This is a genomic window from Pantoea sp. MT58 (assembly GCF_014495885.1).
GTDB classification, from domain to species: Bacteria; Pseudomonadota; Gammaproteobacteria; order Enterobacterales; family Enterobacteriaceae; genus Pantoea; species Pantoea eucalypti.
On sequence record NZ_CP061083.1, the window covers coordinates 206748 to 220776 of the forward strand.

Here is a 14029-nt window from a genome sequence, read left to right on the forward strand (position 1 = left end):
GAGTTAAGCGAAAATAAATGCTTGACTGACAATGCGGAAAGCGTAATATACGCAGCCCGCGCCGCAGTAAATCGCGGCATGCTCTTTAACAATTTATCAGACAATCTGTGTGGGCACTCGCAGGATTGATATCAGCGTCTTAGGACGCAAAAAAATATCAAAGCCTCACGAGTGAACACATAATGAAATTCATTATGACGTTTTACAGATGAGCACCGCTTAACTTGTTTAAGCAAATCAAACTTAAATTGAAGAGTTTGATCATGGCTCAGATTGAACGCTGGCGGCAGGCCTAACACATGCAAGTCGGACGGTAGCACAGAGAGCTTGCTCTTGGGTGACGAGTGGCGGACGGGTGAGTAATGTCTGGGGATCTGCCCGATAGAGGGGGATAACCACTGGAAACGGTGGCTAATACCGCATAACGTCGCAAGACCAAAGAGGGGGACCTTCGGGCCTCTCACTATCGGATGAACCCAGATGGGATTAGCTAGTAGGCGGGGTAATGGCCCACCTAGGCGACGATCCCTAGCTGGTCTGAGAGGATGACCAGCCACACTGGAACTGAGACACGGTCCAGACTCCTACGGGAGGCAGCAGTGGGGAATATTGCACAATGGGCGCAAGCCTGATGCAGCCATGCCGCGTGTATGAAGAAGGCCTTCGGGTTGTAAAGTACTTTCAGCGGGGAGGAAGGCGGTGAGGTTAATAACCTTACCGATTGACGTTACCCGCAGAAGAAGCACCGGCTAACTCCGTGCCAGCAGCCGCGGTAATACGGAGGGTGCAAGCGTTAATCGGAATTACTGGGCGTAAAGCGCACGCAGGCGGTCTGTTAAGTCAGATGTGAAATCCCCGGGCTTAACCTGGGAACTGCATTTGAAACTGGCAGGCTTGAGTCTTGTAGAGGGGGGTAGAATTCCAGGTGTAGCGGTGAAATGCGTAGAGATCTGGAGGAATACCGGTGGCGAAGGCGGCCCCCTGGACAAAGACTGACGCTCAGGTGCGAAAGCGTGGGGAGCAAACAGGATTAGATACCCTGGTAGTCCACGCCGTAAACGATGTCGACTTGGAGGTTGTTCCCTTGAGGAGTGGCTTCCGGAGCTAACGCGTTAAGTCGACCGCCTGGGGAGTACGGCCGCAAGGTTAAAACTCAAATGAATTGACGGGGGCCCGCACAAGCGGTGGAGCATGTGGTTTAATTCGATGCAACGCGAAGAACCTTACCTACTCTTGACATCCACGGAATTCGGCAGAGATGCCTTAGTGCCTTCGGGAACCGTGAGACAGGTGCTGCATGGCTGTCGTCAGCTCGTGTTGTGAAATGTTGGGTTAAGTCCCGCAACGAGCGCAACCCTTATCCTTTGTTGCCAGCGCGTGATGGCGGGAACTCAAAGGAGACTGCCGGTGATAAACCGGAGGAAGGTGGGGATGACGTCAAGTCATCATGGCCCTTACGAGTAGGGCTACACACGTGCTACAATGGCGCATACAAAGAGAAGCGACCTCGCGAGAGCAAGCGGACCTCACAAAGTGCGTCGTAGTCCGGATCGGAGTCTGCAACTCGACTCCGTGAAGTCGGAATCGCTAGTAATCGTGGATCAGAATGCCACGGTGAATACGTTCCCGGGCCTTGTACACACCGCCCGTCACACCATGGGAGTGGGTTGCAAAAGAAGTAGGTAGCTTAACCTTCGGGAGGGCGCTTACCACTTTGTGATTCATGACTGGGGTGAAGTCGTAACAAGGTAACCGTAGGGGAACCTGCGGTTGGATCACCTCCTTACCTGAAGATACCTTCCCGCGCAGTGTCCACAACAGATTGTCTGATAAAAAGTAACGAGCAGAAAAAACCTCTACAGGCTTGTAGCTCAGGTGGTTAGAGCGCACCCCTGATAAGGGTGAGGTCGGTGGTTCAAGTCCACTCAGGCCTACCAAATTCGCACTCACGCTGCGTTATGTTCCCGGCTCGCATAGTTCACTATGCTTCGCGGAAACATGCCTTGCCTGAGCACGAATTGCATTTCTCAAGAAGTGTACTCGGTTGAGTGGTAGTAGTGGTCTCTGCAGTAACTGTATGGGGCTATAGCTCAGCTGGGAGAGCGCCTGCCTTGCACGCAGGAGGTCAGCGGTTCGATCCCGCTTAGCTCCACCATACCGTTTTAACTGTTTTTTCTGAATACTTCAGAGCGTACCGGCAACGGTGTGCTGCGAAGTATTATGCTCTTTAACAATCCGGAACAAGCTGAAAATTGAAACGACGTGTCGTTTTCATTCTCCGTAATAAGAATGAAAAGCGCGACACGTTCGAGTCTCTCAAATGCTTGCAGCTCGCAGCGTTGTAAAACGCCTGTGGGTTGTGAGGTTAAGCGACTAAGCGTACACGGTGGATGCCCAGGCAGTCAGAGGCGATGAAGGACGTGCTAATCTGCGTAAAGCGACGGTAAGGTGATATGAACCGCTACAGCCGTCGATGTCCGAATGGGGAAACCCGGTGCACTCTGTGCATCATTGCAGCATGAATACATAGTGCTGCAAGGCGAACCGGGGGAACTGAAACATCTAAGTACCCCGAGGAAAAGAAATCAACCGAGATTCCCCCAGTAGCGGCGAGCGAACGGGGAGCAGCCCAGAGCCTGAATCAGCATGTGTGTTAGTGGAAGCGTCTGGAAAGTCGCAGGGTACAGGGTGATACTCCCGTACACAAAAGCACACGTGCTGTGAGCTCGATGAGTAAGGCGGGACACGTGGTATCCTGTCTGAATATGGGGGGACCATCCTCCAAGGCTAAATACTCCTGACTGACCGATAGTGAACCAGTACCGTGAGGGAAAGGCGAAAAGAACCCCGGCGAGGGGAGTGAAACAGAACCTGAAACCGTGTACGTACAAGCAGTGGGAGCCTTCTTTATGGGGGTGACTGCGTACCTTTTGTATAATGGGTCAGCGACTTATATTCTGTAGCAAGGTTAACCGTATAGGGGAGCCGCAGGGAAACCGAGTCTTAACTGGGCGTTAAGTTGCAGGGTATAGACCCGAAACCCGGTGATCTAGCCATGGGCAGGTTGAAGGTTGGGTAACACTAACTGGAGGACCGAACCGACTAATGTTGAAAAATTAGCGGATGACCTGTGGCTGGGGGTGAAAGGCCAATCAAACCGGGAGATAGCTGGTTCTCCCCGAAAGCTATTTAGGTAGCGCCTCGTGAACTCATCCTCGGGGGTAGAGCACTGTTTCGGCTAGGGGGCCATCCCGGCTTACCAACCCGATGCAAACTGCGAATACCGAGGAATGTTATCACGGGAGACACACGGCGGGTGCTAACGTCCGTCGTGAAGAGGGAAACAACCCAGACCGCCAGCTAAGGTCCCAAAGTCATGGTTAAGTGGGAAACGATGTGGGAAGGCACAGACAGCCAGGATGTTGGCTTAGAAGCAGCCATCATTTAAAGAAAGCGTAATAGCTCACTGGTCGAGTCGGCCTGCGCGGAAGATGTAACGGGGCTAAACCATGCACCGAAGCTGCGGCAGCGACACTATGTGTTGTTGGGTAGGGGAGCGTTCTGTAAGCCGTCGAAGGTGTGCTGTGAGGCATGCTGGAGGTATCAGAAGTGCGAATGCTGACATAAGTAACGATAAAGCGGGTGAAAAGCCCGCTCGCCGGAAGACCAAGGGTTCCTGTTCAACGTTAATCGGAGCAGGGTGAGTCGACCCCTAAGGCGAGGCCGAAAGGCGTAGTCGATGGGAAACAGGTTAATATTCCTGTACTCGGTGTTACTGCGAAGGGGGGACGGAGAAGGCTATATCAGCCGGGCGACGGTTGTCCCGGTTTAAGCGTGTAGGCGGAGGGTCCAGGTAAATCCGGTCCCTTATCAACGCTGAGGCGTGACGACGAGGCACTACGGTGCTGAAGTGATAAATGCCCAGCTTCCAGGAAAAGCCTCTAAGCATCAGGTAACACAGAATCGTACCCCAAACCGACACAGGTGGTCAGGTAGAGAATACCAAGGCGCTTGAGAGAACTCGGGTGAAGGAACTAGGCAAAATGGTGCCGTAACTTCGGGAGAAGGCACGCTGGCGCGTAGGTGGAGGGATTTACTCCCCGAGCCGAAGCCAGTCGAAGATACCAGCTGGCTGCAACTGTTTATTAAAAACACAGCACTGTGCAAACACGAAAGTGGACGTATACGGTGTGACGCCTGCCCGGTGCCGGAAGGTTAATTGATGGGGTTATCCGCAAGGAGAAGCTCTTGATCGAAGCCCCGGTAAACGGCGGCCGTAACTATAACGGTCCTAAGGTAGCGAAATTCCTTGTCGGGTAAGTTCCGACCTGCACGAATGGCGTAATGATGGCCAGGCTGTCTCCACCCGAGACTCAGTGAAATTGAACTCGCTGTGAAGATGCAGTGTACCCGCGGCAAGACGGAAAGACCCCGTGAACCTTTACTACAGCTTGACACTGAACATTGAGCCTTGATGTGTAGGATAGGTGGGAGGCTTTGAAGCGCGGACGCCAGTTCGCGTGGAGCCAACCTTGAAATACCACCCTTTAATGTTTGATGTTCTAACGTAGGCCCGTGATCCGGGCTGCGGACAGTGTCTGGTGGGTAGTTTGACTGGGGCGGTCTCCTCCTAAAGAGTAACGGAGGAGCACGAAGGTCAGCTAATCACGGTCGGACATCGTGAGGTTAGTGCAATGGCATAAGCTGGCTTGACTGCGAGAGTGACGGCTCGAGCAGGTGCGAAAGCAGGTCATAGTGATCCGGTGGTTCTGAATGGAAGGGCCATCGCTCAACGGATAAAAGGTACTCCGGGGATAACAGGCTGATACCGCCCAAGAGTTCATATCGACGGCGGTGTTTGGCACCTCGATGTCGGCTCATCACATCCTGGGGCTGAAGTAGGTCCCAAGGGTACGGCTGTTCGCCGTTTAAAGTGGTACGCGAGCTGGGTTTAGAACGTCGTGAGACAGTTCGGTCCCTATCTGCCGTGGGCGCTGGAGAATTGAGGGGGGTTGCTCCTAGTACGAGAGGACCGGAGTGAACGCACCACTGGTGTTCGGGTTGTCATGCCAATGGCATTGCCCGGTAGCTAAGTGCGGAAAAGATAAGTGCTGAAAGCATCTAAGCACGAAACTTGCCCCGAGATGAGTTCTCCCTGACTCCTTGAGAGTCCTGAAGGGACGTTGAAGACTACGACGTTGATAGGCCGGGTGTGTAAGCGCAGCGATGCGTTGAGCTAACCGGTACTAATGACCCGTGAGGCTTAACCTTACAACGCCAGAGGCGTTTTTGAGAGAGACAATTTTCAGCCTGTACCGGATAATAATCTGCGCGGCCTTAAGGGGCGGCGCGGAGAACAGAATCTGCCTGGCGGCTTTAGCGCGGTGGTCCCACCTGACCCCATGCCGAACTCAGAAGTGAAACGCCGTAGCGCCGATGGTAGTGTGGGGTCTCCCCATGCGAGAGTAGGGAACTGCCAGGCATTGAATTCGTTCCTTTTCCCCTGACAAGGAAAGCAACAGGAACAGACGGCTCTCAGCCGGTTGCTGAGAACCGTGAAAGAATCGGTGGAGCGGTAGTTCAGTTGGTTAGAATACCTGCCTGTCACGCAGGGGGTCGCGGGTTCGAGCCCCGTCCGTTCCGCCACCCTATTAGGGGCGTAGTTCAATTGGTAGAGCACCGGTCTCCAAAACCGGGTGTTGGGGGTTCGAGTCCCTCCGCCCCTGCCAGAAAACGATCCTTTGCTTCGGCAAAGGATTTTTTTTTGCCTTTAAAAAAGCAAAAAAGAAAAACCAGCTAACGCTAACTGGCCTCTGATCTTCCCTGCTCACCTCTTTTTCCCGTAAATTCAGCTGTTTTGCCTGACCAGAATCGGGAATTTAAGCAACTGGCGGATGTGTGCCTGCTGATCGCTGTTCTGCAACCAGACAGCATAGAGCGGACGAACGGCAACGGGTGTATCCGGAATCATCATCAACTCACTGTAAACACTTTGCCAGAAGTCCGGCAGAAACGCGCATGCGCCGGTGGTATGCAGCAGTTCACGGGTGACATGCGCTGACGTTGTGGAGAGGACCGGCACATCATCAGCCCCCGATAGATAGCTCTGATGCTGATGAAAATCAGCTCCCCATTCCAGCTTAATATAATCATATTTCTCACGCTTTTCGCTCTGCCGGGCGCAGAACAGCGCCAGTGAAATATGACCAATCTGCTGACTGGTTAACTCATCCATCTTAGGCGCTTCAGTGGTAATCAACAGATCCAGCTGGCGCTCATGAAGCTGTTTAACCAGCAGATGCCGCTGTGCTACGCGCGCTTCTAAATGCAGGCTCTCCCGATTCTCATACAGCGTCTGTAGCCATGGCGTCAGATAGGCTTCCCATAGAGATGCACTGGCACCTATAGAAAGCTCATGATGCTGCTGAGTATGAGAAACCTCCTTCTTCGCCATCATCCAGGTGCTCATCAGGCTTTCAGCATAGGGAAGCAGTCGCTCTCCTGCCGCTGTCAGACGTATGTTATTGCGATGCCGTGTAAAAAGATTAACGCCAAGCTGATTTTCTAACTGACGGATGCGAAAACTGACAGCAGATTGCGTAAGGTAAAGTGCTTCTGCAGCACGCCCAAAATGACGTGTCCTGCTCACTTCCAGGAAAGTTTTCAGTAATTCCGTATCCACAGCGTTCTCCCAAAAAATGTTTGTCGTATAGATTTAAATGTTTTGTTTTACACTCTGTCAAGCCTATCTAATACTCCGCGCCATTAACAGCACGGCATTAGAAAATCAGGAGCGTGTAACATGGCGGAAAGCTTCTCAACAGAGAATCGTTTCTTTGATAACAAACATTACCCGCGTGGTTTCTCACGCCACGGTGACTTTACTATTAAAGAGGCTCAGCTTCTTGAACGCCACGGTTTTGCTTTTAATGAGCTGGATTTATCAAAGCGTGAGCCTGTAACTGAAGAAGAACGTTTGTTTATTGAAGTGTGTCGTGGCGTGCGTGAGCCGCAAACGGAAGCTGAGCGCGTGTGGTCTAAGTATATGACCCGCATTAAGCGTCCTAAGCGTTTTCATACGCTCTCTGGCGGTAAACCGCAGATGGACACCGTTGAAGACTTTACCGACAGCGACGATTAACAGAGAAGGGGCGAAAGCCCCTTTTTTTATTGCAGGCTGTTGTGCAGATGAATCATTAATCGATCTATTGTACGGTAACTGACCGCTTCCTGCAGATGTGACCGGCTAATATCCGTATCCCCCGCGAGATCGGCAACGGTACGCGCCACTTTCAAAATCCGCTGCCATGCCCGCACAGACAAACCCAGTTTCTCCAGCACGGACTCCAGCCACTCCGCGTCTTCTTTGGCAGGCTGACACCAGCGCATAATCTCTGCATTGTTTAAATGCGCATTGATCTTGCCTGTACGGGCCAGCTGAATGTTACGTGCCGCGACCACCCGATGACGTACCTGCTCAGACGCTTCCGCTCTGGCGCGCTGACCGCTGAGCATCCCACCCGGCAGTAGCGGCACCTCCAGCGAAAGATCAAAACGATCCAAAAAAGGGCCTGATAGCTTGCTGAGATACCGCAAAACCTGTTGGGGTGAGCAGCGGTTGTGTTGTCCCTGATAATGCCCGGTTGGACTTGGATTCATCGCAGCGATCAGCTGAAACCGTGCCGGATAGGTAACTTTTGCCCGGGCACGGGAAATAGCGATGACGCCCGACTCTAATGGCTCGCGCAGGGAGTCCAGTACCTTGCGATCAAATTCCGGTAACTCATCCAGAAACAGTACGCCATTGTGCGCGAGGGATATCTCACCGGGCCGTGGCAATGATCCGCCACCAATCAAAGCATAGAGAGATGCGCTATGGTGAGGTGACCTGAAAGGCCGCGTGCGCCACTGTCGGTGCAGGGTATTGTTGTTCACCAGGCTGTCGATTGCCGCGCACTCCAGAGCTTCCTGATCGCTAAGAGAAGGCATTATGCCAGGCAGTCGGGTGGCGAGCATGGTTTTACCCGTGCCCGGTGGCCCAATCAGCAGCAGGTTATGACCGCCTGCCGCTGTGATCTCCAGTGCTCTGCGCCCCTGCTCCTGACCAATGACATCAGCGAGATCATCAGCCGGCACGTCGCCCTGCTGTTCAGGGTATTGGGCCGTCGGTAATGTGAGCGCATTACGCAGAAAGGCGCATACCTGGCTGAGGTGAGAGGCGACCAGCGACAACCCCTGACGGATGAGTCCGGCATCACCCTGATTTTCAACGGAGAGCACCAGCTGCCTTCCCGCCTGTATCGCCACCATAGCCGCTGGAATCGCGCCCTGTACACCGCACACTGCGCCGTCGAGTGCCAGCTCACCCAGAAACTCATAGTGCGTCAGCTTATCGGCAGGAAGCTGCTCAGAGGCGACCAGAATGGCGATCGCCATAGGTAAGTCATACCGCCCGCCCTCTTTGGGTAAATCTGCCGGGGCCAGATTGATGGTGACGCGCTTAGCCGGAAAGGTAAAACCACTGTTGATAATGGCGCTGCGGACCCGCTCACGTGCCTCTTTCACGGTGGTTTCAGGCAAACCCACCAGTGTTAACGCTGGCAGGCCGTTACTGATATGCGCCTCAATGGTCACCAGCGGGGCTTCTACGCCTAATGCTGCCCGGGTCAGAACTTTTGATAATGACATACTCGCTCCTTGTTGCCGCCAGTCTGGTGACAGCGTCAAATGAAAGCGAGGGGATGATCAGCACTGTTCGGGCCATCGTCCAGCTCATCAGCGTTTTTTTCATGCCGTATTGAAACCTTGTGCGACTGCGCGCAAATTCATCAAAACATGATTACGCCACTAAAGTGATGAATAATTATCATCACGTAATTATTTCTTGTAATACAGGTTGATAGGTCGTTATCCAGCGCCTGTGGTTAAAAAAAGTCTGTAAAAAAAGTTGTGCCATAACCCCTGACTATGATAACTCTGTAGGCATTACTTCGAACACGTAAAAGAATTGAACAACACATGAAAGCCCTTCTACAAGTGATTAGCCTGGTCGTGATTAGCGTGGTGGTGGTTATTAACCTACCGTGCGGGGCAACGCTTGGAGAAAGAAAGGCTTAAAAATCAAGCCTCGAATCCGAAAAAACCCCCGCACCGAAAGGTCCGGGGGTTTTTTTTCGACCCGAGGAAATATCAGTAAATCCACAAGGAACAAACAATGAACAGTAGCATAAAATTCTGTTGTTCCGGTCAGGACACAGGAGAATAGCGATGACAGGTGCACAGTGGGTAGTTCAGGCTTTACGCGCGCAGGGGGTTAATACCGTATTTGGTTACCCTGGCGGCGCAATCATGCCGGTATACGACGCGCTCTATGATGGCGGCGTGGAACACCTACTGTGTCGTCATGAGCAGGGCGCAGTGATGGCGGCGATTGGCTATGCCCGCTCAACCGGCAAAACTGGCGTCTGTATCGCCACTTCAGGCCCTGGCGCGACTAACCTGATTACGGGCCTGGCGGATGCCATGATGGATTCGGTTCCGGTTGTGGCAATCACCGGTCAGGTGACCTCTGCCTTCATCGGCACCGATGCTTTCCAGGAGATCGACGTACTGGGACTCTCGCTGGCCTGTACCAAGCACAGCTTCCTGGTCGAGTCGCTGGATGAGCTGCCCGCTATCATGGCGGAAGCCTTTGCGCTGGCGCAGTCGGGTCGTCCGGGTCCGGTGCTGGTTGATATCCCGAAAGACATTCAGATTGCGCAGGGTGAGCCCGCACCGCATCTGGTGCCGGTAGAAGAGGGAAGCGCGCTGCCACATCAGGCAATTCACGAAGCACGTGCACTGATGGCGCAGGCCAGAAAACCCATGCTCTACGTTGGCGGTGGCGTCGGTCTGGCGCAGGCTGTTCCGGCACTGCGTGCGCTGGCAGAAGAAACCGGTATTCCGGCAGTGGCTACCCTGAAAGGCTTAGGCAGTGTGGATCCATACAGTGAGGTCTATCTGGGCATGCTGGGGATGCACGGCACCAAAGCCGCTAACCTGGCCGTACAGGCATGTGACCTGCTGATCGCGGTCGGTGCGCGCTTCGACGACCGCGTCACCGGCAAGCTGGATACCTTTGCACCCCACGCCAGCGTGATTCATCTCGACATCGATCCCGCTGAGTTAAACAAATTACGTCGCGCACACGTCTCTCTGCAGGGTGATCTCAACGAATTGCTGCCTGCTCTGAGTCAGCCGCTGCATATCAACGCCTGGCGTGATGAGGTGAAAGCGCTTAAAGCCAGTCACTCATGGCGCTATGACCATCCAGGCGAAGCGATCTATGCGCCGCTGTTGCTGAAGCAGCTTTCCGATCGCAAACCGGCCAATACTGTTGTGACCACCGACGTTGGTCAGCATCAGATGTGGACGGCACAGCACATGGCATTTAGCGCACCGGAAAACTTCATCACCTCCAGTGGTTTAGGCACCATGGGCTTTGGTTTGCCTGCCGCTATCGGCGCACAGGTTGCACGCCCGGAAGATACGGTTATCTGTGTCTCGGGTGATGGCTCCATCATGATGAACATTCAGGAACTGGGTACCATCAAGCGCGGCAAGCTGCCGGTTAAAATCGTACTGATGGATAACCAGCGTCTGGGCATGGTGCGCCAGTGGCAGCAGCTCTTTTTTGACGGTCGCTACAGCGAAACCAATCTGTCCGATAATCCCGACTTCCTCACGCTGGCCAGCGCGTTCAACATTCCTGGCCAGCGCATTACCCGTAAAGATCAGGTCGACGCCGCCCTTGATGCTCTGCTGAACAGCGAAGGTCCTTACTTCCTGCATGTTGCAATAGATGAGCATGAAAACGTCTGGCCACTGGTACCGCCGGGTGCCAGCAATGCAAACATGATGGAGAAAACCGTATGAACCAGCATCAATTGTCTATCGAAGCCCGTTTCCGCCCTGAAATATTAGAGCGCATTTTACGCGTCGTGCGTCACCGCGGTTTTCAGGTCTGTTCTATGAACATGGCCTCAGTCGCTAACGCAGAAAACATTAATATTGAAATGACCGTTGCCAGCCAGCGCTCCGTCGATTTACTGTCTTCGCAGTTAAGTAAATTGATCGACGTTGCATGCGTTCAGATTCAACAACAGACAACACAACAAATCCGCGCGTAGCCGCGAGAGGAAATAACAATGAGCACGAAGAAAGCAGACTTTATTTGGTTCAATGGCGAGATGGTTAAGTGGGAAGATGCGAAGGTCAGCGTCATGTCTCACGCGTTGCACTACGGTACGTCGGTATTTGAAGGCGTGCGTTGCTACGACTCTCACAAAGGACCGGTTGTGTTCCGTCATCGCGAACACATGCAACGTCTGCACGACTCCGCCAAAATCTACCGCTTCCCGATTAAAAGCAGCGTTGATGAGCTGATGGAAGCGTGCCGCGAAGTCATCCGCCTGAACAAACTGAAAAGTGCTTATATCCGTCCGCTGGCCTTTGTTGGCGATGTGGGCCTGGGCGTGAACCCGCCAGACGGCTTCACCACCGATGTGATCATTGCTGCCTTCCCGTGGGGCGCATACCTGGGCGCAGAAGCGCTGGAAAACGGCATCGATGCGATGGTCTCCTCATGGAACCGCGTTGCGCCAAATACCCTGCCAACCGCCGCGAAAGCGGGTGGTAACTACCTCTCCTCACTGCTGGTGGGCAGCGAAGCCCGTCGTCACGGTTATCAGGAAGGTATCGCGCTGGACACCAATGGCCTGATTTCAGAAGGTGCTGGCGAGAACCTGTTTGAAGTTAAAGATGGTGTGCTGTTTACGCCGCCATTCACCTCCTCTGCACTGCCAGGTATCACCCGCGATGCCATCATCACGCTGGCGCGCGATATGGGCATTGAAGTGCGTGAGCAGACGCTGTCGCGTGAGTCGCTCTATCTGGCTGACGAAGTCTTTATGTCTGGCACCGCCGCAGAAATCACGCCGGTACGCAGCGTGGATCGCATTCAGGTGGGCGAAGGCAAACGTGGTCCGGTCACCAAACGCATCCAGGAGGCCTTCTTTGGTCTGTTCACTGGCGAAACAGAAGACAAGTGGGGCTGGTTAGATCCGGTTAACCCATAATCAGATACAGCGCGGGCGTCATCTGACGTCCGCGAGCTTATTCTTACTGGAGTAAATAGAGCATGCCTAAGTACCGTTCCGCCACTACCACCCACGGCCGCAATATGGCGGGTGCCCGTGCCTTATGGCGCGCGACAGGAATGACCGACGACGATTTCGGCAAGCCGATTATCGCTGTGGTTAACTCATTCACCCAATTTGTCCCTGGCCACGTTCACCTCCGCGACCTGGGTAAACTCGTCGCTGAGCAGATTGAAGCGTCAGGTGGTGTGGCTAAAGAGTTCAACACCATCGCGGTGGATGACGGTATTGCCATGGGTCATGGCGGCATGCTGTATTCACTGCCTTCGCGCGAACTGATTGCCGACTCGGTCGAGTACATGGTCAACGCGCACTGCGCAGACGCCATGGTCTGCATCTCTAACTGCGATAAAATCACGCCGGGAATGCTGATGGCGTCACTGCGCCTGAATATTCCGGTGATCTTTGTTTCCGGTGGACCGATGGAAGCGGGTAAAACCAAGCTTTCTGATAAAATCATCAAGCTGGATCTGGTGGATGCGATGATTCAGGGGGCCAACCCGAACGTCAGCGATGCCGACAGCGATCAGATCGAACGCTCTGCCTGCCCGACCTGTGGCTCCTGCTCCGGTATGTTCACCGCCAACTCGATGAACTGTCTGACCGAAGCTCTGGGCCTGTCGCAGCCTGGCAACGGATCACTGCTGGCCACGCACGCCGATCGCAAAGAGCTGTTCATCAATGCCGGTAAGCGCATCGTCAGTCTGACCAAGCGCTACTACGAGCAGGATGACGTCAACATGCTGCCACGTAACATCGCTAACAAGGCCGCTTTCGAGAACGCCATGATGCTGGATATCGCCATGGGCGGTTCCACCAACACCGTATTGCACCTGCTGGCGGCGGCACAGGAAGGCGACATCGACTTTAATATCTCCGACATCGATCGCCTGTCACGTAAAGTGCCTCAGCTTTGTAAAGTCGCGCCAAGTACCCCGAAATATCACATGGAAGATGTGCATCGCGCGGGTGGGGTTTTTGCGATTCTGGGCGAGCTGGATCGCGCAGGCCTGTTCGACAGCAGCGCCCGTAATATTCTGCAGCAGACGATGCGTGAAACGCTGGATCAGTACGACATCATGCTGACCAAAGATCAGGCGGTGAAAGATATGTTCCGCGCTGGCCCGGCAGGCATCCGTACTACCCAGGCGTTCTCACAGAACTGCCGCTGGGACACGCTGGATGATGATCGTGCCGAAGGCTGTATCCGCACCCGCGAAAACGCTTACTCGCAGGATGGCGGTCTGGCCGTGCTTTACGGCAACATCGCCGAAGATGGCTGTATCGTTAAAACGGCGGGCGTAGACAAAGAGATCCTGACCTTCACGGGTCCGGCTAAAGTCTATGAAAGCCAGGATGACGCGGTAGAAGCGATTCTGGGCGGCAAAGTTGTGGCAGGCGACGTGGTCGTCATCCGCTACGAAGGACCAAAAGGTGGGCCGGGCATGCAGGAAATGCTCTATCCGACCACCTATCTGAAATCGATGGGCCTGGGCAAAAGCTGCGCACTGATCACCGACGGTCGGTTCTCCGGCGGTACGTCGGGCCTCTCTATCGGCCACGCTTCGCCGGAAGCGGCTAACGGCGGCACCATTGCGCTGGTCAAAGATGGCGATACCATTGAAATCGATATCCCTAATCGCGGCATCAAACTCGCTGTGCCGGATAACGAACTGCACGCCCGCCGTGAAGAGCAGCAGGCACGTGGCGATGCGGCCTATACGCCGGTCAATCGTCAGCGTGAAGTCTCCTTTGCGCTGCGTGCTTACGCATTACTCGCGACCAGTGCTGACAAAGGCGCCGTCCGCGATAAGAGCAAGCTGGGAGGCTAA

Annotated in this window: 8 protein-coding genes, 4 tRNA genes and 3 rRNA genes; 13 read left to right on the forward strand and 2 right to left on the reverse strand. The window is 54.0% G+C overall.

Annotated features, from left to right (window positions below; translation table 11 throughout):
- Positions 1-245 precede the first annotated feature (245 nt).
- The 7 genes from IAI47_RS00965 (at position 246) to IAI47_RS00995 (ending at position 5729) form a co-directional block, all read left to right on the forward strand.
- Positions 246-1786: ribosomal RNA gene (locus tag IAI47_RS00965) — 16S ribosomal RNA — on the forward strand.
- Between the two features lie 74 nt (positions 1787-1860).
- A tRNA-Ile gene (locus IAI47_RS00970) sits at positions 1861-1937 on the forward strand.
- 142 nt (positions 1938-2079) lie between these two features.
- Positions 2080-2155, forward strand: a tRNA-Ala gene (locus tag IAI47_RS00975).
- A gap of 208 nt (positions 2156-2363) precedes the next feature.
- Positions 2364-5271 (forward strand): 23S ribosomal RNA (locus IAI47_RS00980).
- A gap of 95 nt (positions 5272-5366) precedes the next feature.
- Positions 5367-5482, forward strand: a 5S ribosomal RNA gene (rrf, locus tag IAI47_RS00985).
- The 16S, 23S and 5S rRNA genes sit together here with 4 tRNA genes alongside, the layout of an rRNA operon.
- A gap of 87 nt (positions 5483-5569) precedes the next feature.
- Positions 5570-5646 (forward strand) — tRNA-Asp (locus IAI47_RS00990).
- A 7-nt stretch (positions 5647-5653) separates the two neighbouring features.
- Positions 5654-5729, forward strand: a tRNA-Trp gene (locus IAI47_RS00995).
- A 119-nt stretch (positions 5730-5848) separates the two neighbouring features.
- On the opposite strand, the gene hdfR is transcribed toward IAI47_RS00995, so the two are convergent.
- Entirely contained in the window at positions 5849-6682 is an 834-nt protein-coding gene (gene hdfR / locus IAI47_RS01000; protein ID WP_008926363.1) for an HTH-type transcriptional regulator HdfR, read from the reverse strand.
- Between the two features lie 120 nt (positions 6683-6802).
- On the opposite strand from hdfR, the gene IAI47_RS01005 reads away from it, so the two are divergent.
- A complete protein-coding gene (locus tag IAI47_RS01005) occupies positions 6803-7141 on the forward strand; it encodes a DUF413 domain-containing protein (protein WP_008926362.1) in 339 nt (112 codons plus the stop codon).
- A 26-nt stretch (positions 7142-7167) separates the two neighbouring features.
- Here the strand turns inward: IAI47_RS01005 and IAI47_RS01010 are convergent, their stop codons facing one another.
- Entirely contained in the window at positions 7168-8688 is a 1521-nt protein-coding gene (locus tag IAI47_RS01010; protein ID WP_008926361.1) for a YifB family Mg chelatase-like AAA ATPase, read from the reverse strand.
- A 330-nt stretch (positions 8689-9018) separates the two neighbouring features.
- Here IAI47_RS01010 and ilvL point away from each other — a divergent pair, with 330 nt between their 5' ends.
- The 5 genes from ilvL to ilvD all read left to right on the forward strand — a co-directional run bounded on the left by ilvL (position 9019) and on the right by ilvD (position 14029).
- The gene (gene ilvL, locus IAI47_RS01015) at positions 9019-9117 is read left to right on the forward strand and encodes an ilv operon leader peptide (protein WP_072101316.1); all 99 of its coding nucleotides are present in this window, start codon (positions 9019-9021) and stop codon (positions 9115-9117) included.
- A gap of 150 nt (positions 9118-9267) precedes the next feature.
- Positions 9268-10914 carry an acetolactate synthase 2 catalytic subunit gene (gene ilvG, locus IAI47_RS01020; protein ID WP_008926360.1) on the forward strand — a complete coding sequence of 549 codons (1647 nt, stop codon included), beginning with the start codon at positions 9268-9270 and terminating at the stop codon, positions 10912-10914.
- Positions 10911-11168, forward strand: coding sequence for an acetolactate synthase 2 small subunit (gene ilvM, locus IAI47_RS01025; protein ID WP_008926359.1), 258 nt, complete (start codon positions 10911-10913; stop codon positions 11166-11168). The genes ilvG and ilvM overlap by 4 nt, the downstream gene beginning before the upstream one ends.
- A gap of 18 nt (positions 11169-11186) precedes the next feature.
- Positions 11187-12116 carry a branched-chain amino acid transaminase gene (locus tag IAI47_RS01030; protein WP_008926358.1) on the forward strand — a complete coding sequence of 310 codons (930 nt, stop codon included), beginning with the start codon at positions 11187-11189 and terminating at the stop codon, positions 12114-12116.
- A 62-nt stretch (positions 12117-12178) separates the two neighbouring features.
- Positions 12179-14029: a dihydroxy-acid dehydratase gene (gene ilvD / locus IAI47_RS01035; protein ID WP_008926357.1), complete on the forward strand. Its 1851-nt coding sequence runs from the start codon at positions 12179-12181 to the stop codon at positions 14027-14029.

Bases quoted from the DNA above. Each gene is read 5' to 3' on its own strand.
- IAI47_RS01005 (WP_008926362.1), top strand. From the start codon at position 6,803: ATGGCGGAAAGCTTCTCAACAGAGAATCGTTTCTTTGATAACAAACAT.
- IAI47_RS01010 (WP_008926361.1), bottom strand. From the start codon at position 8,688: ATGTCATTATCAAAAGTTCTGACCCGGGCAGCATTAGGCGTAGAAGCC.
- ilvL (WP_072101316.1), top strand. From the start codon at position 9,019: ATGAAAGCCCTTCTACAAGTGATTAGCCTGGTCGTGATTAGCGTGGTG.
- ilvG (WP_008926360.1), top strand. From the start codon at position 9,268: ATGACAGGTGCACAGTGGGTAGTTCAGGCTTTACGCGCGCAGGGGGTT.
- ilvM (WP_008926359.1), top strand. From the start codon at position 10,911: ATGAACCAGCATCAATTGTCTATCGAAGCCCGTTTCCGCCCTGAAATA.
- IAI47_RS01030 (WP_008926358.1), top strand. From the start codon at position 11,187: ATGAGCACGAAGAAAGCAGACTTTATTTGGTTCAATGGCGAGATGGTT.
- ilvD (WP_008926357.1), top strand. From the start codon at position 12,179: ATGCCTAAGTACCGTTCCGCCACTACCACCCACGGCCGCAATATGGCG.